Consider the following 16,765-nt stretch of genomic DNA (forward strand, 5'->3'; position numbering starts at 1 on the left):
TCGGCGGGTCCAGGCCGGTTCATAAGGTAAAGAGCACCCGACTTCCAGGCAAAACGGGCACATCGCTGCAAACATACCCGTAGCTCGTGTGTGCTGTTGGTTATCGAAGTGCCGCGAGCACCTGATCACGGACTTGGGTCCGCTGCGCACCGTCACTGAGGGGCCGTCCGGCACGATCGACCACGTAGAAGACGTCCACCGCCTCCGCGCCGAGAGTCTCCACGCGAGCGGCCCTCACGTCAAGACCACATTCACCGAATGCCCGTCCAATGCGCCACAGGAGTCCCGGTCTGTCATGGGCCCTGACTTCGACCACCGTGGCGGTCGCAGAGGCATCGTCTACCAAGGTCACACGGGGTGGAGCGACCGGAACACGAGCAGGCCTCATAGACCTCGTACGGCGGGCCAGACGCTGTTCGATGTCAAGGCGTCCAGCAAGGACCAGACGAAGATCGGCTTCCAGCGTGGCGGGGTCCGGCGGGGAGCCGTATTCGGGAACGACGGAGAACTCGATCACCGCGGTGGAGCCGGCGGCGGCGGACGAGGCGGAGCGGACGATCAGCCGGTGCGCGGCCAGCACGCCGGCGGCGCTCCACAGCAACCCGGCCCGGTCGGGGGCGACGACCGTGACGGCTCCCCCGATGACGCGGACGGCGCCGCCACCGTGGCGGGCCAGCGCGGCCTGCTCGGCCGACAGGCTGGGCGGCTTGGGCGGCGGCGAGCCGGACAGCACGGAGCGGACGCGGCGCACGAGGTCGGCGACGAGCCCGGCCTTCCAGGCGTTCCAGGCGGCCGGGCCGGTGGCGTGCCCGTCGGAGACGGCCAGCGCGGCGAGCAGTTCGAGCACCTCACGCGACCCGACCGTGGCGGCGACCTTCTCGATCGTGACCGGATCGTCGAGATCTCTGCGGGTCGCGGTCTCGGGCAGCAGCAGATGATGACGGACGACCGTGGCCAGCGTGTCGACGTCGTGCGGGGGCAGGCCGATGCGGGCCGCGATGTCGCGGACCACGACCTCGCCGGTGGCCGAGTGGTCACCGGGCCAGCCCTTGCCGATGTCGTGGAACAGCGCCGAGATCAGCAGCAGGTCGGGGCGGGACACCTCGCGGGTGTGGCTGGCGGCGTTCGCGGCCGCCTCGATCAGGTGCCGGTCGACGGTGAACCGGTGGATCGGGTGGCGCTGCGGGCGGTGCCGTACGCGCTCCCAGTCAGGAAGCAGCTTGACAAGGATGCCCGCCTGGTCGAGCTCCTCCCAGACGGGCACGGCGGCGCGGCCCGCGCCGAGGATGGACACCAGCGCGTCACGGGCCTCCTCGGGCCACGGCACGGGCATCGGAGGCGACTGAGCGGCCAGAACGGACATCGTGGCGGGGGCGAGGGGCAGCCCCGAGTCGGCCGCCGCGGCGGCGGCGCGCAGCACCAGGACCGGGTCCTTGCGCGGGTCGACGCCACGGGCGAGCACCACTTCACCGCCGTGCTCGACCACGCCGTCGGCCAGCGGGCGGCGCCCCCGTGGAGCCGGCCCCGACAGGAGTCTGTCAACCGTGCGCCACGTGGCGTCGAAGGCGTGGGAGATGGTCCGGCCCGCCTCGGCGAGCCTGCGCATCAGCGCCTCGGCGTCGAGCAGCCCGAGCAGTCCGGCGACGGCGTCCTGCTCCTGGAGCACGAGCCTGTCGGTGCCGCGCGCGGTGACGATGTGCAGGGCGTGCCGTACGTCGAGGATGAGCTCATAGGCCTCACGCGCCCGGGGACCGGGCGCGGAGGCGACCCAGGCCGCTGCCACGGCCTGCATGGCTTGGACGTCGCGAAGGCCGCCGCGGCCGTCCTTGAGGTCGGGTTCGAGAAGGAAGGCCAGCTCACCGCTGACCTGGGCGCGCCGGTCAGCCGACTCGCGCAGCTCGCCGAGCCGGCGGCGGGAGTCGGCGCGCCACTCGGCGAGCACCGCCTCCCTTGCCTTCTTCGTCAGCTCGGGATCGCCCGCTATGTGCCGGGCCTGGATGAGGCCCAGCACGGCCTTGAGGTCGTCGCGGGCAACCGACACGGCCTCGTCCACGGTTCGCACCGAATGGTCGAGGCCGACGGCGGAGTCCCAGATCGGATACCAGATGCGATCGGCGATCCTCGCCACGTCGTCCCTGCCGTTGTGCAGGAGGACCAGGTCGAGGTCGCTTCCAGGGGCCAGCTCTCCGCGCCCCAGGCTCCCCACGGCGACCAGCGCGACGTGCTCGCCGTCACTCGCCGTGCGGAAGAGGTCTTTGAGCCAGCGATCGGTGTCCGCGGCCCGCTCCTTGCGGGCCGCGGCGTAGGTACGAGCCTCACCCCTCACAGGGCCTCTGGACCCCGCTCTCCGGTGCGGACCCGGATCACCGTGTCGACCGGGACGGACCACACCTTGCCGTCACCGATCTTGCCTGTCTGGGCCGCCTTGACGATGACGTCGATCACGTCCTCGGCGTCCTCCTCCTCGGTCAGCACCTCGAGGCGCACCTTGGGGACCAGGTCCACTTGGTACTCGGCACCGCGGTAGACCTCGGTGTGGCCGCGCTGGCGGCCGTAACCGCTCGCCTCGCTGACTGTCATGCCCTTGACGCCGAACTGTTCGAGGGCCGCCTTCACGTCGTCCAGCTTGAACGGTTTGATGACGGCGGTGATGAGCCTCATGCTTCCACCTTCTTGGGTGCCGGTGCCGTGGTGATCGGGCCGTTCGGGGAGGACACGCCAGAAGCGTGGACCGTGCCGAGGTCGTATCCCGTCTCGGCGTGGGTGGTGACGTCGATGCCGGTGACCTCGTCCTCGACCGGGATGCGGAAGCCCATCGTCTTGTCGATGATCTTAGCGACGACCCAGGTGATGATGAAGGAGTAGCCGCCGATGGCGATCGGGCCCAGCACCTGGAGGCCGAGCTGGGTGAGGCCACCGCCGTAGAAGAGGCCCTTGTTCTGCTGCTCCAGGAAGGGGTACGCGGCCAGGAAGCCGAGCGAGACGGCGCCGATCACGCCGCCGACCAGGTGCACGCCGACCACGTCGAGCGAGTCGTCGAAGTTGAAGCGGTACTTCAGGCCGACCGCGTAGGCGCAGACCGCACCGGCGATCAGGCCCAGCAGCATCGCGGCCCAGGGGTCGATGAAGCCACAGGCCGGGGTGATGGCGACCAGACCGGCTACCGCTCCGGAGGCGACACCGAGGCTGGTGGCGTGGCCGTCGCGCAGCTTCTCCACCACGATCCAGGCGCCGGCCGCGACGGCGGTGGCGATCTGGGTGTTCATGAACGCCAGGCCGGCCGTGCCGTCGACCGCCAGCTCGGAGCCCGCGTTGAAACCGAACCAGCCGAACCACAGGAGGCCCACACCGAGCAGCACCAGTGTCAGGTTGTGCGGCCGCATCGGCTCCTTGCGCCACCCCTTGCGCTTGCCCAGCACCAGGGCCAGCGCCAGCGCCGCGGCACCGGCGTTGATGTGGACGACCGTGCCGCCGGCGAAGTCCTCGATGCCGAGGGCGTTCAGCCAGCCGGTGCCCCACACCCAGTGGGCGACGGGGAAGTAGACGATGCTCGCCCAGATGAAGCTGAACAGCACCCAGGCGCCGAACTTGGCGCGGTCGGCGATCGCACCGCTGATCAGCGCGACGGTGATGATGGCGAACGTCAGCTGGAAGGCCGAGAAGACCAGGTTGGGCATGCCGGTGCCGTCGGTCTTCGTGGCCGTGTCGACCAGGCTCTGCAACCCGAGGGCGTCGAGACCACCGACGAAATTGTTGAGCCAGGACATGCTGTTGTCGGTGAACGCGAACGAGTGCCCGTAGAGCACCCAGGCGATGGTGACGGTGATGATGCTGACGAACGACATCATCATCATGTTCAGGACGCTCTTGGCCCTGGTCATGCCCCCGTAGAAGAACGCGAGTCCTGGTGTCATGAGCAGCACCAGCGCGGTGGCCGCTAGCATCCAGGCTGTCGTGCCGCTATCGATCTTCACGACGCGACCCTCCTTACATGTGACGTGTGGCCACAGCGTGTTCGCCCGGAGTTTCGTGGCTCGACCAGGTGTGTTTCACATTCGTGAATCTCGCCCCACTGGTGTTTCGTCCATGTTTCGGATGACTGACGGGGAACTTTCGGCCATAGACTTAGGGTCGCCTTACCTAAGAGATCAAGGAACCCCTCATGCGCCTGGCCCTCTTGCTCCCCCTCCTCGTGCTCACCGCCTGCGGCACCGCGACCACTTCCCAGCAGACGGGGCCGACCAGGACCATCACGCACGCCATGGGCCAGACGAAGGTGCCGATGGAGCCGAAGCGGGTCGTGGTCCTCGACACCGACAAGCTCGACACGATGGTCTCCCTGGGCCTGGCCCCCGTCGGTGCGGCCCAGGCCACCGAGAGCCAGTCGTGGCCGAAGTACCTCGGCTCGGCGCTGGCCGCGACCAAGGCCGTCGGCACGACCCAGCAGCCGAACATCGAGGCCATCATGGCGCTCAAGCCGGACCTCATCCTCGGCACGAAGTTCCGGCAGGCGGCCTTCTACGACAAGCTCAGCAAGATCGCCCCGACCGTGTTCACGGAGAAGGTGGGCGTCACCTGGAAGCAGAACTTCCTGCTCGACGCCGACGCCCTGGGCAAGAAGGAGCAGGCGACCGGCCTGCTGTCGGCCTATGAGACGCGGGCCAAGCAGGTCGGCGCCAAGTACGCGAAGCTGAAGGTGAGCATCGTCCGCTTCATGCCGACGGAGATCCGGATGTACGGCCCCGAGTCGTTCAGCGGCATCGTGGTCGGCGACGCCGGCATCCCGCGGCCGGAGGTGCAGCAGCTCGCCGGCCAGCAGGACAAGCGCTTCGGCAAGCTGAGCCAGGAGAACATCGCCCAGGCCGACGCCGACGCCCTCTTCTACAGCGCGTACGGCCAGGCGGCGGCCAAGAGCCAGGCCTCGGTGACCGGCGGCCCGCTCTGGAAGAACCTCGGGGCCGTCAAGTCGGGCAATGCCCACAACGTGGACGACGAGGTCTGGATGCTCGGCATCGGCGTCACCGCCGCGGGCGGGATCCTCGACGACCTGGACAAATACCTGGCCCCGCTCGTCTGATCAGCCCCAGAACCGGCGCAGGTGCGGCACGAGCTCACTCGCCCGCTCATCGGGGAAGAACAGCCGCCCGCCCTCGATCTCCACGACCTCCTTGACGCCGGGGATCGTGTCGCGCAGCCAGTGGGCCCAGCTCACGTCGAAGAAGACGTCGCCGGTCCCCCACACCACCAGCGTCGGCACGGCCAGCACGGTGAGCAGCGGCTCGATCGCGACCATGTCCTTGGCGTCGATCGAGGTCAGCAGCCGCTCGAAGGCGAGCGGCCCGCCGGGCTTGTCGAAGATCGGCCGCAGGAAGTGGTCGACCAGGTCCGCCGGATCGTCGATGCGCTCGTAGCCGTCGCCGAACGCCGTCTGGGCCAGCAGCTCCGGCTGATCCAGCACGGCGGCGGTCAGCGGCGCGAGCTCGCCCCGGGCCGCCAGGTCGACCGTGGGCTTGAACGACTCCGGCGGCGTGTTGGTGTGCACGTCGCAGTTGGTGAGCGTGAGCGAGCGCAGCCGCTCCGGGTGCCGCACGGCGAAGACCTGCGCCACCGCGCCGCCCGTGTCGTTGGCGACAAGGTCGACCCGGTCCAGGCCGAGCTCGGCGCAGAGCTCGGCCACCGCCTCGGCCAGCGCGGGGATCGAGAGATCGTCGCGCGGCGCGCTGCCGCCGTGCAGGGGCAGGTCGATCGCCACGCATCTGCGCTCGTCGCGCAGCTCGGCGATGACGTTGCGCCACAGGTACGAACTGGTGCCGACGCCGTGCACGAACAGGGCGACCGGCCCCTCGCCGACGTCCACGTAGCTGATGCCGTCCATGGCCTGACTCCTTTTCCCGGATAACAAACCGACTGTCGGTCTATGAAATTACCGACTGACTGTCGGTTTGTCTAGAGTGGTGCCATGAACCTCAAGGCGGAACGCGGCGCGGCCACCCGCGACCAGCTCCTCGCGATCGCCACGCGGCTGTTCGCCGAACACGGCTACGAGGGCACCTCGATCGAGGCGGTGCTCCAGGAATCCGGCCTCAGCAGGGGCGCTCTCTACCACCACTACGCGGGCAAGGACGCCCTGTTCGAGGCGGTGTTGGAGGCAACGGAAGCCGCCATCGGCCTGGAGATCCTCAAGGCGGTCAAGGGCATCGACGACCCCGCCGAGGTGCTCCGGGCGGGCATGCTGGCCTGGATCAGGCTCGCGGGCGATCCGGTGATCCAGCGCATCGTGCTGATCGACGCGCCGTCGGTGCTGGGCTGGGAGCAGTGGCGGGCGTTGGAGGAGCGTTACTCGTTCGGCAGCCTGAAGCTCGCCCTACAGGCCACGGACGCGATCCCCGCCGAGTTCCTGGACCTGCACGCCCACATGCTCCTGGCCGCCATCAACGAGAGCGCCCTGCTGGTCGCCAGAGGCGGCGACCGAGACACAGCGGAGGCAGCGGTGGAGGAATTCCTACGACGCCTCCTGCGACGCCCGTAGAGGGCGCGCCCAGCACCGCCCATAGGGGGACGCGGCGCCCAGCCCGATCCACGGACCGGGGCCAAGAATGCGCACGTCACGGCGCCCGGCCCGCTCCACCGGAGGAGCGTGCCCCTGGACAGACGCCAGCTGAGCACGGCGGGTGGCACCCACCGTGCTCAGCCGTAAAAGAAAATGGTTCTTAAGCCGCCGCGGTGGCCATCTTGCGTAGACGGGCCAGCGCGTCGCGCTCGATGCGGCGGGCGCGGTCGCGACCGATCCCGTACCGCTCTCCCACCTCAGTGAGCGTGTGCTCGCGGCCGTCGACCAGGCCATACCGCCACCGCAGCATGTCCCGGGTGTCCCCCTCGAGATCCGTCAGCCACTGGTCGAGCCGTTCGCGCTCCAGGATGTCGATCGCCTGCTGCTCCGGATCGGCCCAGGTCTCGTCGGCGATCATGTCGCCCAGCTCGGTCTCGTCCTCGTCGCCCACGCCGAGCTGCAGCGACACCGGGTCGGACGCCCAGCGGCGTAGCTCGCGGACCCGCTCGATCGGTAGTTCGAGGATCCCGGCGAGGTCGTCGTCGGTCGGTTCGACGTCGAACTCCGCCAGCATGTCCCTGCGCACCCGCATCAGCCTGGTCATCTGCTCACCCGCGTGCGTGGGCAGCCGGACCGGCCGCGCCTGCTCGTGGATGGCCCGGCCCACGGACTGCCTGATCCACCACGTGGCGTATGTCGAGAACTTGTACCCCCGCTTGTAGTCGAACTTCTCCACCGCGCGCACCAGGCCCAGGTTCCCCTCCTGGACCAGGTCGATCAGTGGCATGCCGCGCCCCGAATACTTGCGCGCGACCGCTACCACCAGGCGAAGGTTCGCCTGGATGAACTCGTCTTTCGCCCGCTGGCCGGAGATCGCGACGCGCTCCAGCTCCTCATCGGCGGCGTCGCCGATGCGCGGCTCCGAGCCCCCGCTGTCGAGCAGCTGCTCGGCGAAGAGGCCCGCCTCGATGCGCTTGGCGAGCTCCACCTCTTCCTCCGCCGTGAGCAGCGGGACCCGCCCGATTTCCGCCAGGTAGGTCCCCAGCAGATCGCGATCAGCGACGTGCTGCTCCTGCGTGCGACTCCCCGTAGGCCTTGCCATCCCCAGGCACCTCGTTCCGCAGCTGCGTTCTATATCCGGCCAACGTCCGGCCAGATGCAAAGATTCCCTAAAGAGCTACGACCAGGGGACGGTTCTGGATGTCCTCCTAAAGGAGGAGACCGCCGAGAAACACCTGGTGAACGAGGGGAACACCGGGTCGATAGGCCAGATGTACGTAAGAAGGGGCGTCCAGCACGACGAGGTCCGCGCGGGCTCCCGGCCGCAGCCATCCTACGTCTGTACGCCGCAGCGCGCGGGCCCCACCGCGCGTCGCGGCCCTGACCGCCTCCAGCGGCGTCATGCCCATCTCCCGTACGGCCAGCGCCACGCAGAACGCCATCGACGAGGTGTAGGACGACCCGGGATTGCAGTCGGTGGCCAGCGCCGCGTCCTCGATCTCCTCACGCTCCGGATCCCCGGTGTAGAGCAGCTTGATCCCGTCGAACAGCACAGTGGTCATCGGACCCGTCCGATCGCCTCGGTCAGCATGGCGCCCACGTCACCCAGCGTGTGCCGGCCCTCCGACACGACGCGCCGGCCACCTGAGACGACCGAGTGCACGTCGGCCGCCGTCGCCGCGAACACCACCGCCTCCAGCCCGCCGGTGCCCGCCGTACGGACCGAGTCGAGGCGTACCGAGACCAGGTCGGCCCACGCGCCCGGCACGAGCAGCCCGGCGTCGGGGAAACCCAGCGAGGTGTGGCCCGCGCCGGCCGCGGCGGTCAGGAGCTCGGCGGCGCGCCAGTGGCCGCGTTCGCCGGTGGCCAGCCGTTCGTTCAGCTCGACCGCGCGGGCCTCCTCGAACAGGTCGATGACGGCATGGCTGTCGGAGCCGAGCGTGATCGGCGCGCCGTGGTCGAACAGCGTCCTGGCGGGCCCGATGCCGTCGGCGAGGTCGCGTTCGGTGGTGGGACACATGCAGATGTGCGTGCCCGACTGGGCGAGCAGCTCGATGTCGACGTCGCTCAGGTGGGTGGCGTGCACGGCGGTGGACCGCGGCCCGAGCACGCCCCGCTCGTGCAGTACCTGCACCGGGCTGGCCGCGTACATCTCCACGCACGCGGCGTTCTCCGCCCGCTGCTCGGAGACGTGCGCGTGGAGCGGCGCGGCATGGTGGTGGGAGAACTCGGCGATCACCGGCATCTGCTCCGGCGGCACGGCCCGCACCGAGTGGACGGCGGCGCCGATCTCCACGTCGTGCTGCCCCTCGTAGGCGGCGGCCAGGTCGCCGGCCCGGTTCGCCCACCGGTCGGCGTCGCCGTCCCCGAAGCGCACCTGCGTCCCCGCCAGGTGCGTGCCGCCCCCGCTCCCGGCCGCCGTGCCCATGCCGATGCCGCCCGTCAGGTAGCAGGTGTCGAGCAGCGCGATGCGCAGGCCCGCCTCGCGGGCGGCCTGGATGAGCGCGTGGCCCATCGCGTTCGCGTCCTCGTACGGCCGTCCGTTCGGCGCGTGGTGCAGATAGTGGAACTCGCCCACACAGGTGATCCCGGCCAGCGCCATCTCCGCGTAGGCGGCCCTGGCCAGCGCCAGGTAGCTGTCGGGGTCGAGCGCCGCGGCCACCTCGTACATCCGGTCGCGCCACGTCCAGAAGTCGCCCGCGCCCGCCTGCGTGGCCCCGCGCAGCGCCCGGTGGAAGGCGTGGGAGTGGGCGTTGGCCAGGCCGGGGATCGTCAGGCCCGCCAGGCGTTCGGCGCCGCCCGGCTCCCCTTGGGTCACGGCGGCGACGCGGGTCCCGTCGACCTCGACGAGCACGCTTTCGACGACGCCGTCGGGCAGCCAGGCGTGTTCGCACCAGTAGGTCACCGACACAGGTCCTCCAGAACGTTCGCGAGGGCGACTCCCGCTTCGCAGTCTGCCTGCTCGGCCCGCTCATCAGAGGGGTGGGACACGGTAGTGAATGAATCCATTCAGTTGACCGGACCCGCGCTGGGCCGCAGCATGAGCTCGGTCAGATGGGCGTCGGGTCCGGCGTTGACGGCGGCCAGCACCGCGCGGGCCACGGACTCGGGTGTGAGGTACTTGTCCGGCTCGAACTCGCCGCCCTCGTGCGCGCGGACGCCCCGCTGCATGTCGGTGGCCACCCGGCCCGGGTAGACGGTCGTCACCCTGAGGTCCGTCTCCTCCTGGCGCAGCGCGTCGGCGAAGGCCCGCAGCGCGAACTTGCTCGCCGCGTACGCGCCCCAGCCGGGGTTCGCCCGGAGCCCGGAGCCGGAGTTGACGCAGATCACCTGGCCGCCGGCCGGCCTGAGCGCGGGCAGGAGCAGCCGGGTGAGCTCGGCGACGGCGATCACGTTGAGCTCCATCGTCTCCCGCCACGCGTCGGCGGTGAGTTCGGCGATCGTGCCGAGCGTGCCGATCCCGGCGCTGTGCACGAGCACGTCGAGCCGCTCGACGCCCGCCACGTCCGCCGCGGTGACCTCGGTCAGCTCGACCGGCCACGCCCTGGCGTCGGGCAGCTCGGCCGCCAGGGCGGCGAGCGCGCCGCCGTCACGTCCGCCGAGTATGACGTGGTGCGTGGGTCCCAGCGCCCTGGCGATCGCCTCGCCGATGCCACGGGATGCGCCGGTGACCAGCGCGGTCGGTCGTTCAGTCATGCGCCTCAGTTTATGACCTTGACATACACTCAAATTTGAATACAAACTTGAACATGTCTTCGACGCGTGTTCTCATCCTCGGCTGTCTGCTCGATCAGCCGCGCAACGGATATCAGGTCCGCAGGCAGCTGGAGGTGATGGGCGCGGACCACTGGGCCAACGTGGCGTTCGGCTCGATCTACCACGGGCTGGGCAAGATGGCCGAGGAGGGCCTGCTCCAGGTGGTCGAGAGCGGCAAGGGCGGCAAGACGGTCTATGAGATCACCGAGGCGGGCCGGCTGGAGTTCCGTCGCCTGCTGCTGCAGAACTGGTACGACGTCAAACCGATCGTCGACCCTTTCCAGGTCGCGCTCACGTTCATGGACCGCCTGACCAAACAGGAGATCCTCGACTCGCTCCACGGCAGGATCCGCCAGCTCAAGATGTCCATCGAGGCGATGGAGAGCGCCTTCGGCGTCAAGCAGCGCTACGGCGCCCCCCGGCACGTCGACGAGAACCTCCGCCTGACCACGGACATGCTCGCCGCCCAGCTCGCCTGGGCCGAGAAGGCGGTCATCAGGGTCGAAGCAGACGAACTTCCCTAAGGAGCACAAATGATCATTGATGCGCACGGCTTACGCAAGACGTTCACCACCAGGAGCAGGAAGGGCACGCAGACCGTGGAAGCGGTCCGGGGCGTCGACCTCGAAGTGGAGAAGGGCGTGATCTTCGGCGTCCTCGGCCCGAACGGCGCCGGCAAGACCACCACGATCAGGATGCTCGCCACGCTGATCACCCCCGACTCCGGCACGGCCGCCATCGCCGGGCACGACCTGCTCAAGGCGCCCGGCGAGGTCCGCCGCAACCTGGGCTACGTCAGCCAGGCCGGCGGGGTGGAGGAGAACACCACGCCGCGGGCCCAGATCATGATGGCCGCGAAGATCCACAGCGTGCCCGACCCGGCCGGGGCCACGGCCGACGTGCTCGACCGGTTCGACCTGACGGAGATGGCCGACCGGCCGGGCCGTACGCTCTCCGGCGGCCAGAAGCGGCGGGTGGCCATCGCGCTCGGGCTGGTGCACAGTCCACCCCTGCTCTTCCTCGACGAGCCCACCACCGGGCTCGACCCCCAGAACCGGGCCAACCTCTGGGACCGCATCAGGCAGCTGCGCGAGCTCGGCACCAGCGTGCTGCTCAGCACCCACTACCTCGACGAGGCCGACGCCCTGTGCGACCGGCTGGTGATCGTCGATCACGGTCTGGTGGTGGCCGAGGGCACGCCGGGCGAGCTCAAGCGCGAGGTGTCCGGCGACGTCGTCACGCTCAGGCTGGACGAGCCGGACCGCGCCGCTGAGACGCTCAAGCCGTACGCCCGTGAGACCCGCCTCGACGACGACGTGCTGCGCGTGTACGTCGACGACGGCGAGCACACGCTGCCCACGCTGCTGCGGGCGCTGGAGGAGCAGGGTCTCCGCCTGTCCTCGATCGCGCTCGACCGCGCCACCCTCGACGACGTCTTCCTGGCCAAGACCGGCCGATCCCTTCGCGACGCGGGAGCCGCCGCATGATCCGCCACACCCTGCTGTTCCTCATGTACGAGCTGCGCAACACCTTCAGGAACCCGATCTGGCCGCTGTTCGGCATCGTCCAGCCGGTGGTGTACCTGCTGCTGTTCGGCCCGCTGGTGGCGGGAGCCGCCGGGCAGCCGACCTCCGCGCAGCTCACGAGCTTCGCGCCGGGCATGCTGGTGATCACCGCGCTGTTCGGGGCGATCGGCGTCGGCTACGGCATGATCTACGAGCTACGCAGCGGCGTCCTCGAACGCATCGCCGTCAGCCCGGCCTGGCGCCCGTCGATCGTGCTCGGCCGGACGCTGCGCGACGGGGTCGTGCTGGTGCTCCAGTCGATCGTGGTGATCGTGATCGCGCTGGTCATGGGCATGCGCGCCAGCCTGCCGGGGCTCGCCGTCATGGTGCTGCTCATCGCGGTGACCGGCCTGTTCGCCTCCGGCATCGGATACGGCCTGGCGCTGTCGCTGCGGGACGAGAACGGCATGGCGCAGATCATGCAGTTCTTCGCCCTGCCCATCATGCTGCTGTCGGGGGCGCTGCTGCCGATGACGCTGGCACCGGAGTGGATGCAGAAGGTGGCCCTGTTCAACCCGATGTACCACCCGGTGGTGGCCGGCCGGGCGCTGTTCGCGGGCGATCTGACCGACGGGTCGATCCCGATCGCGTTCGCCATCATGCTGGGCTTGGCCGCGCTGACCGTGGGCTGGTCGGTGCGCTCGCTACGCCGGATCGCCGGTTAGGAACGTACCGGTCTCGTCGGTCATCCGCTCGTACTCCTCCAGCCGGGCCTGGGTGCGCAGCGGCGCGGCGTCGGCCATGGCCTCGACCAGTGCCATGGCCAGCGCGAACGGCGCCGCGTGCGAGTCGAACACGAGACGGTCCCCCACCGGCGCGTCGAGCACCACCTCGGCGGGGAAATCGGCTCTGTCGCAGATGACCGCGATCCGCAGGCCCAGTTTCTCCGCGTACTCCAAGGCCTGCATGACCTCGGCCGGATATCTCGGCAGCACCACGGCGAGCAGCCATTCCGCGCCGGCCCGGCGCGCGGCGTGCAGCCCGTCGATCAGCTCCGAGCCGCCGTGCGCCAGCAGCCGCACGTCGGGATGGATCCGGCGCGCGTAGTAGGCGAAGGTGGTGGCCAGCCCGCAGGAGACCCGGAGCCCCAGCACCGGGAGCGGCTCGGCGGCGGCCAGGGACTCCCCCAGTTCCTTGAGCGGGAAGCCCGCCAGCCGCTCCCTGACGGCGGCCAGATTCCTGATCTCGCTGTCGATGGCCCCCTGAAGCAGGCTCTCCTCCGGCAGGCCGCCCAGCACCAGCGGACGCAGCGCCTGCCGCAGCTCGGGGTAGCCGGCGAAACCGAGCACCATGGCGAACCTGGTCACCGACGGCTGGCTCACTCCTGACCGCTCGGCCAGCTCGACGCTGGACAGGAAGATCGCCTCGTCGAGATGCTCGGACAGGTAGTGCGCGATCCGTCGCTGCACGGGAGACAGCCGCCGCCCGTCGAGAAGCCCGCCAAGACCGCTGTGGTATCCGCCCGTCACGCCACCTCCAACACCACCTGCCCCGCTTCTCATCCCACCTGAATGAATGCATTCACCTAGGTCACTCGCAGAGTACTAGCTCACCAGGAACTGGGTCGCGGCCAGTTCGCGATAAAGGTCGTCCTCCCCCACCAGCTCGGCATGGGTGCCGACCGCGCGAACCCCGCCCGCCTCCATGACCACGATGCGGTCCGCGTTGGTCACCGTGGACAGCCGATGCGCGATGACCAGCACGGTCGTCTCGGCGGCCACCTCGGCGATGACCTCGCGCAGCCGGAGCTCGTTGACCGCGTCGAGCTGCGAGGTCGCCTCGTCCAGCAGGAGCAGCCTGGGCTTGCGCAGCAGCGCCCTGGCGATCGCCACCCGCTGCCGCTCGCCGCCCGACAGCAGCACGCCCCGGTGCCCGACGGCCGTGTCGAGCCCCTCGGGCAGCCTGGACACCAGGTCGTCGAGGCGGGTACGGACGATCGCCCGCCGCAACTCCTCCTCGGTGGCGTCCTGGGCGGCGAAGAGCAGGTTCTCCTTGAGCGTGCCCGCCAGCACGGGCGCGTCCTGCTCGACATAGCCGAGCGTGGCCCGCAACTCGGCGAGCGGCCAGTCGCGGATGTCGCGGCCGTCGACCGTGATCCTGCCGTCCTGGTGCTCGTAGAACCGTTCCAGCAGGGCGAACACCGTCGACTTGCCCGCGCCCGACGGCCCCACGAGCGCGGTCAGCCCGCCGGGCGGCACCTCGAAGCTGACCCCGTCGTGCACGGTCGGCCGGTCGTCCCCGTAGCGGAACACCACGTCCTCGAACCGCACACCCACTGGGTCCCCCGCGCCGAGGGTCACCGGAAGCGGGGCACCGACGGGCTCGGCGGGCAGGTCCTCGATCTCCTTGATCCGCTTCATCGCCGCCAGGCCCTGCTGGAGCTGCACCAGGCCCTCGACGATCTGCCCGATGGGCGCCACCAGGTAGAACAGGTACAGCAGGAACGCGATCAGCGACGAGACCTCCAGCGCGCCGGAGGCGACCCGCGACCCGCCGACGGCCAGCACGCACAGGAAGGCGATCTGCACCGCCATCCAGGTCGCCACCCCGGCCAGCGAGGTCCACCCGGCCACCTGCAGGCCCCGGTCGCGAGCGCGCTCGGCGGCGCCGGCGACGACCGCGATCTCGCGCTCCTCCGCGCCACTGGCCTTGACCGTGCGGTACGCCTGGAGCGCCCGGTCGAGCACGGCACCCATCTCGCCGACGGCCTCCTGGGCCTGCTTCTGCGCCCGCTGGATCCGCGGCATCACCAAACCGGTCAGCCCGCCGATCACCACCACCACGAGCAGCGTGACCAGCAGCAGCACGCCGTCCATGGTCGCCATCATGATGATCGCGCCGACCAGCATGAACACCGAGCCGATCGAGTTCACGATCCCGTTGGTCAGCACGGCCCGCAGCAGCGTCGTGTCACCGGTCACCCGCGACAGCAGGTCGCCGGGCTTGAGCCGGTCCACGTCGGCGACCTTGAGCCGGAACATCCGATCGACGAGCCGGCGTCTGGCACCCAGCACGACGCCCTCACCGGTGCGTTCCATCAGGTACGTGCCCAGCGCCGAGACCACCGCCCCGACCAGCACCGCCACGGTCAGCCCGAGTAACGGCCCGGCCATCGACCTGTTCTGGCCGAAGGCGTCCACCACGTACTTGGCCAGCAACGGCATCGCCAGACCGGCCGCCGAGCCGACCAGGCCCAGCAACCCACCGAGGATCAAGATCCTCCGGTGCGGGCGTATGTAGGCGAGCAGCTCTCTGATCACCATGTTCTCCTCTCGCGATATATCCCGACATCCCAACGAACGGCGGATCAGATTCCGCACCCGTCAACCTAGATTGACGACCAAAGTATGTCAACTTTGATTGACCTCTCATTCTTTGGAAGGAGAGACACATCCATTCGCGGAGCGGCGACGAATAGGCCGTCGAGGAACCCGGCCGGAACCTCTCGATAACGATCAGCCCTCTCGAAAGGACCGAACATGGAGCTCCGGATCAACCGGCGCGCTCTAGTCGGACTGGGCGTCGCGGTGGCGTTGACCGCCTCCTCGTTCGCCCTGCTTCGTACCGACTCCGGCACCGCTTCCTCGCACCGCGAGGCACCGATGATCGCGGGGGACCCGCGTAACGACAACACCGACGTGTACGCGTTCGTCAGCCCCGACAAGGCCGACACGGTGACGCTGCTGTCCAACTGGATCCCGTTCCAGGAACCGCAGGGCGGTCCGAACTTCTACACGTTCGACACCAAGTCCCGCTACAACATCAAGATCGACAACGATGGCGACGCCAAGCCCGACATCGTGTACCAGTGGACGTTCCGCGATGAGGACCGGCGCGGCAACGACACGTTCCTGTACAACAACGGGCCCGTCACCTCGCTGCACGACGAGAACCTGCTCTTCCGCCAGCGCTACACGCTCAAGCGGATCACCGAGGACGGCAGCAGGACGCTCGTCTCGAACGGCATCGTCGCGCCGAGCAACGTCGGCCCCGCCTCGATGCCCGACTACGGCACGCTGCGCGCCCAGTCCCTGAAGAGCCTCCCGCACGGCGGCAAGGCCTACGCCGGCCAGTCCGACGAGGCGTTCTTCCTGGACCTGCGCGTCTTCGACCTGCTCTACGGCGGCAACCTGACCGAGGTCGGCCAGGACACCACCAAGGGCTACAACGTGAGCACCCTGGCCGTCCAGGTGCCCGCCAGCGACCTGGCGCTCAAGGGCGACGTCAGGCGCAACCCGGTGATCGGCGTCTGGTCCACCACGGACAAGTGGAGCCCGAACGGCTACGCCCAGGTCTCGCGCCTGGGCAACCCGCTGGTCAACGAGGTCGTGGTGCCCGCCGGTCTGAAGGACGCGTTCAACTCGCTGCCCCCGCACAAGGACGCCGACATCCCGGCCGTGGTCAAGCGCGTGACCGACCCCGAGGTGGCCAGGCTGCTGGAGGGCATCTACGGCATCAAGGCGCCCGCGACCCCGCGCGGCGACCTGGTCGAGATCTTCCTGACCGGCATCGCCAAGGGCAACGGGCCGATCAAGGCCGACCTGAACTCGCAGACCCTCAACAAGGACGCCGGCAAGCTGCGGCCCTCCGAGATGCTGCGGCTCAACATGGCGGTTCCGCCGTCCAAGGACCCCAACCGTCTCGGCGTGCTGGCCGGTGACCTGCAGGGCTTCCCGAACGGCCGCCGCCTGTCCGACGACGTCGTGGACATCTCGCTGCAGGCCGTGGCCGGTGCCGCGCTGTCCGGCAAGCTCGTCCCGGGCCTGACGGACAAGGTCGACCAGAACGACAAGCCCTTCTTCCAGTCGTTCCCGTACATCCCGCTGCCCAGCAACGTGGCTGTGAACAAGCGGTGAAGCCCGACCGGCCGGTCTCCTCTCCGGGCCGGCCGGTC

General features: G+C 69.5%; 16 protein-coding genes. 6 read left to right on the plus strand and 10 right to left on the minus strand.

The genetic code is table 11. The features are described 5' to 3' along the window. Positions 1–100: 100 nt before the first annotated feature. From ACGFNP_RS18360 to ACGFNP_RS18370, 3 genes are read right to left on the minus strand one after another with little or no spacing between them, the layout of a single operon-like run. Complete coding sequence (locus ACGFNP_RS18360) at positions 101–2,326, minus strand: [protein-PII] uridylyltransferase (RefSeq protein WP_358317280.1); 2,226 nt, start codon at positions 2,324–2,326, stop codon at positions 101–103. Further along, the gene (locus tag ACGFNP_RS18365) at positions 2,323–2,661 is read right to left on the minus strand and encodes a P-II family nitrogen regulator (RefSeq protein ID WP_184756141.1); all 339 of its coding nucleotides are present in this window, start codon (positions 2,659–2,661) and stop codon (positions 2,323–2,325) included. The genes ACGFNP_RS18360 and ACGFNP_RS18365 overlap by 4 nt, the downstream gene beginning before the upstream one ends. Continuing rightward, entirely contained in the window at positions 2,658–3,974 is a 1,317-nt protein-coding gene (locus tag ACGFNP_RS18370; protein ID WP_358317278.1) for an ammonium transporter, read from the minus strand. Before ACGFNP_RS18370 ends, ACGFNP_RS18365 begins: the two co-directional genes overlap by 4 nt. A gap of 188 nt (positions 3,975–4,162) precedes the next feature. Between ACGFNP_RS18370 and ACGFNP_RS18375 the strand changes: the two genes are divergently transcribed. Then, entirely contained in the window at positions 4,163–5,077 is a 915-nt protein-coding gene (locus tag ACGFNP_RS18375; RefSeq protein ID WP_393319920.1) for an ABC transporter substrate-binding protein, read from the plus strand. Here ACGFNP_RS18375 and ACGFNP_RS18380 read toward each other — a convergent pair whose 3' ends face one another. Next, positions 5,078–5,875: an alpha/beta fold hydrolase gene (locus ACGFNP_RS18380; protein WP_393319923.1), complete on the minus strand. Its 798-nt coding sequence runs from the start codon at positions 5,873–5,875 to the stop codon at positions 5,078–5,080. Between the two features lie 84 nt (positions 5,876–5,959). On the opposite strand from ACGFNP_RS18380, the gene ACGFNP_RS18385 reads away from it, so the two are divergent. Further along, positions 5,960–6,529 (plus strand): TetR family transcriptional regulator, encoded by a 570-nt coding sequence (locus ACGFNP_RS18385; protein WP_358317272.1) that lies wholly within the window; start codon positions 5,960–5,962, stop codon positions 6,527–6,529. Positions 6,530–6,710: 181 nt separating this feature from the next. Here the strand turns inward: ACGFNP_RS18385 and ACGFNP_RS18390 are convergent, their stop codons facing one another. The 4 genes from ACGFNP_RS18390 to ACGFNP_RS18405 form a co-directional block, all read right to left on the minus strand. Next, on the minus strand, positions 6,711–7,652 hold the full coding sequence (locus ACGFNP_RS18390; RefSeq protein ID WP_219526709.1) for an RNA polymerase sigma factor RpoD/SigA: 942 nt from the start codon (positions 7,650–7,652) through the stop codon (positions 6,711–6,713). A gap of 106 nt (positions 7,653–7,758) precedes the next feature. Continuing rightward, complete coding sequence (locus ACGFNP_RS18395; RefSeq protein WP_393321547.1) at positions 7,759–8,103, minus strand: amidohydrolase family protein; 345 nt, start codon at positions 8,101–8,103, stop codon at positions 7,759–7,761. A gap of 5 nt (positions 8,104–8,108) precedes the next feature. Continuing rightward, the gene (locus tag ACGFNP_RS18400; RefSeq protein WP_393319927.1) at positions 8,109–9,461 is read right to left on the minus strand and encodes a formimidoylglutamate deiminase; all 1,353 of its coding nucleotides are present in this window, start codon (positions 9,459–9,461) and stop codon (positions 8,109–8,111) included. 98 nt (positions 9,462–9,559) lie between these two features. Next, positions 9,560–10,246, minus strand: coding sequence for an SDR family oxidoreductase (locus ACGFNP_RS18405; RefSeq protein ID WP_393319930.1), 687 nt, complete (start codon positions 10,244–10,246; stop codon positions 9,560–9,562). 53 nt (positions 10,247–10,299) lie between these two features. On the opposite strand from ACGFNP_RS18405, the gene ACGFNP_RS18410 reads away from it, so the two are divergent. From ACGFNP_RS18410 to ACGFNP_RS18420, 3 genes are read left to right on the plus strand one after another with little or no spacing between them, the layout of a single operon-like run. Continuing rightward, a complete protein-coding gene (locus ACGFNP_RS18410; protein ID WP_358317264.1) occupies positions 10,300–10,830 on the plus strand; it encodes a PadR family transcriptional regulator in 531 nt (176 codons plus the stop codon). Between the two features lie 9 nt (positions 10,831–10,839). Further along, positions 10,840–11,793, plus strand: coding sequence for an ATP-binding cassette domain-containing protein (locus ACGFNP_RS18415; protein ID WP_393319933.1), 954 nt, complete (start codon positions 10,840–10,842; stop codon positions 11,791–11,793). Beyond that, on the plus strand, positions 11,790–12,536 hold the full coding sequence (locus ACGFNP_RS18420) for an ABC transporter permease (protein WP_393319936.1): 747 nt from the start codon (positions 11,790–11,792) through the stop codon (positions 12,534–12,536). The genes ACGFNP_RS18415 and ACGFNP_RS18420 overlap by 4 nt, the downstream gene beginning before the upstream one ends. On the opposite strand, the gene ACGFNP_RS18425 is transcribed toward ACGFNP_RS18420, so the two are convergent. Both ACGFNP_RS18425 and ACGFNP_RS18430 read right to left on the minus strand, forming a co-directional pair. Further along, complete coding sequence (locus ACGFNP_RS18425; RefSeq protein WP_358317258.1) at positions 12,516–13,340, minus strand: MurR/RpiR family transcriptional regulator; 825 nt, start codon at positions 13,338–13,340, stop codon at positions 12,516–12,518. The two genes, ACGFNP_RS18420 and ACGFNP_RS18425, sit on opposite strands and share 21 nt — an antisense overlap. A gap of 75 nt (positions 13,341–13,415) precedes the next feature. Further along, complete coding sequence (locus tag ACGFNP_RS18430) at positions 13,416–15,131, minus strand: ABC transporter ATP-binding protein (RefSeq protein ID WP_393319939.1); 1,716 nt, start codon at positions 15,129–15,131, stop codon at positions 13,416–13,418. A 219-nt stretch (positions 15,132–15,350) separates the two neighbouring features. Between ACGFNP_RS18430 and ACGFNP_RS18435 the strand changes: the two genes are divergently transcribed. Continuing rightward, positions 15,351–16,727 carry a DUF4331 domain-containing protein gene (locus tag ACGFNP_RS18435; RefSeq protein ID WP_358317254.1) on the plus strand — a complete coding sequence of 459 codons (1,377 nt, stop codon included), beginning with the start codon at positions 15,351–15,353 and terminating at the stop codon, positions 16,725–16,727. The last annotated feature ends 38 nt before the right edge of the window (positions 16,728–16,765 follow it).

Origin of the sequence: Nonomuraea sp. NPDC049269 (assembly GCF_043197155.1) — a bacterium.
Lineage (GTDB): Bacteria > Actinomycetota > Actinomycetes > Streptosporangiales > Streptosporangiaceae > Nonomuraea.

Bases quoted from the DNA above. Each gene is read 5' to 3' on its own strand.
- ACGFNP_RS18365 (WP_184756141.1), bottom strand. From the start codon at position 2,661: ATGAGGCTCATCACCGCCGTCATCAAACCGTTCAAGCTGGACGACGTG.
- ACGFNP_RS18375 (WP_393319920.1), top strand. From the start codon at position 4,163: ATGCGCCTGGCCCTCTTGCTCCCCCTCCTCGTGCTCACCGCCTGCGGC.
- ACGFNP_RS18380 (WP_393319923.1), bottom strand. From the start codon at position 5,875: ATGGACGGCATCAGCTACGTGGACGTCGGCGAGGGGCCGGTCGCCCTG.
- ACGFNP_RS18385 (WP_358317272.1), top strand. From the start codon at position 5,960: ATGAACCTCAAGGCGGAACGCGGCGCGGCCACCCGCGACCAGCTCCTC.
- ACGFNP_RS18390 (WP_219526709.1), bottom strand. From the start codon at position 7,652: ATGGCAAGGCCTACGGGGAGTCGCACGCAGGAGCAGCACGTCGCTGAT.
- ACGFNP_RS18405 (WP_393319930.1), bottom strand. From the start codon at position 10,246: ATGACTGAACGACCGACCGCGCTGGTCACCGGCGCATCCCGTGGCATC.
- ACGFNP_RS18410 (WP_358317264.1), top strand. From the start codon at position 10,300: ATGTCTTCGACGCGTGTTCTCATCCTCGGCTGTCTGCTCGATCAGCCG.
- ACGFNP_RS18415 (WP_393319933.1), top strand. From the start codon at position 10,840: ATGATCATTGATGCGCACGGCTTACGCAAGACGTTCACCACCAGGAGC.
- ACGFNP_RS18420 (WP_393319936.1), top strand. From the start codon at position 11,790: ATGATCCGCCACACCCTGCTGTTCCTCATGTACGAGCTGCGCAACACC.
- ACGFNP_RS18435 (WP_358317254.1), top strand. From the start codon at position 15,351: ATGGAGCTCCGGATCAACCGGCGCGCTCTAGTCGGACTGGGCGTCGCG.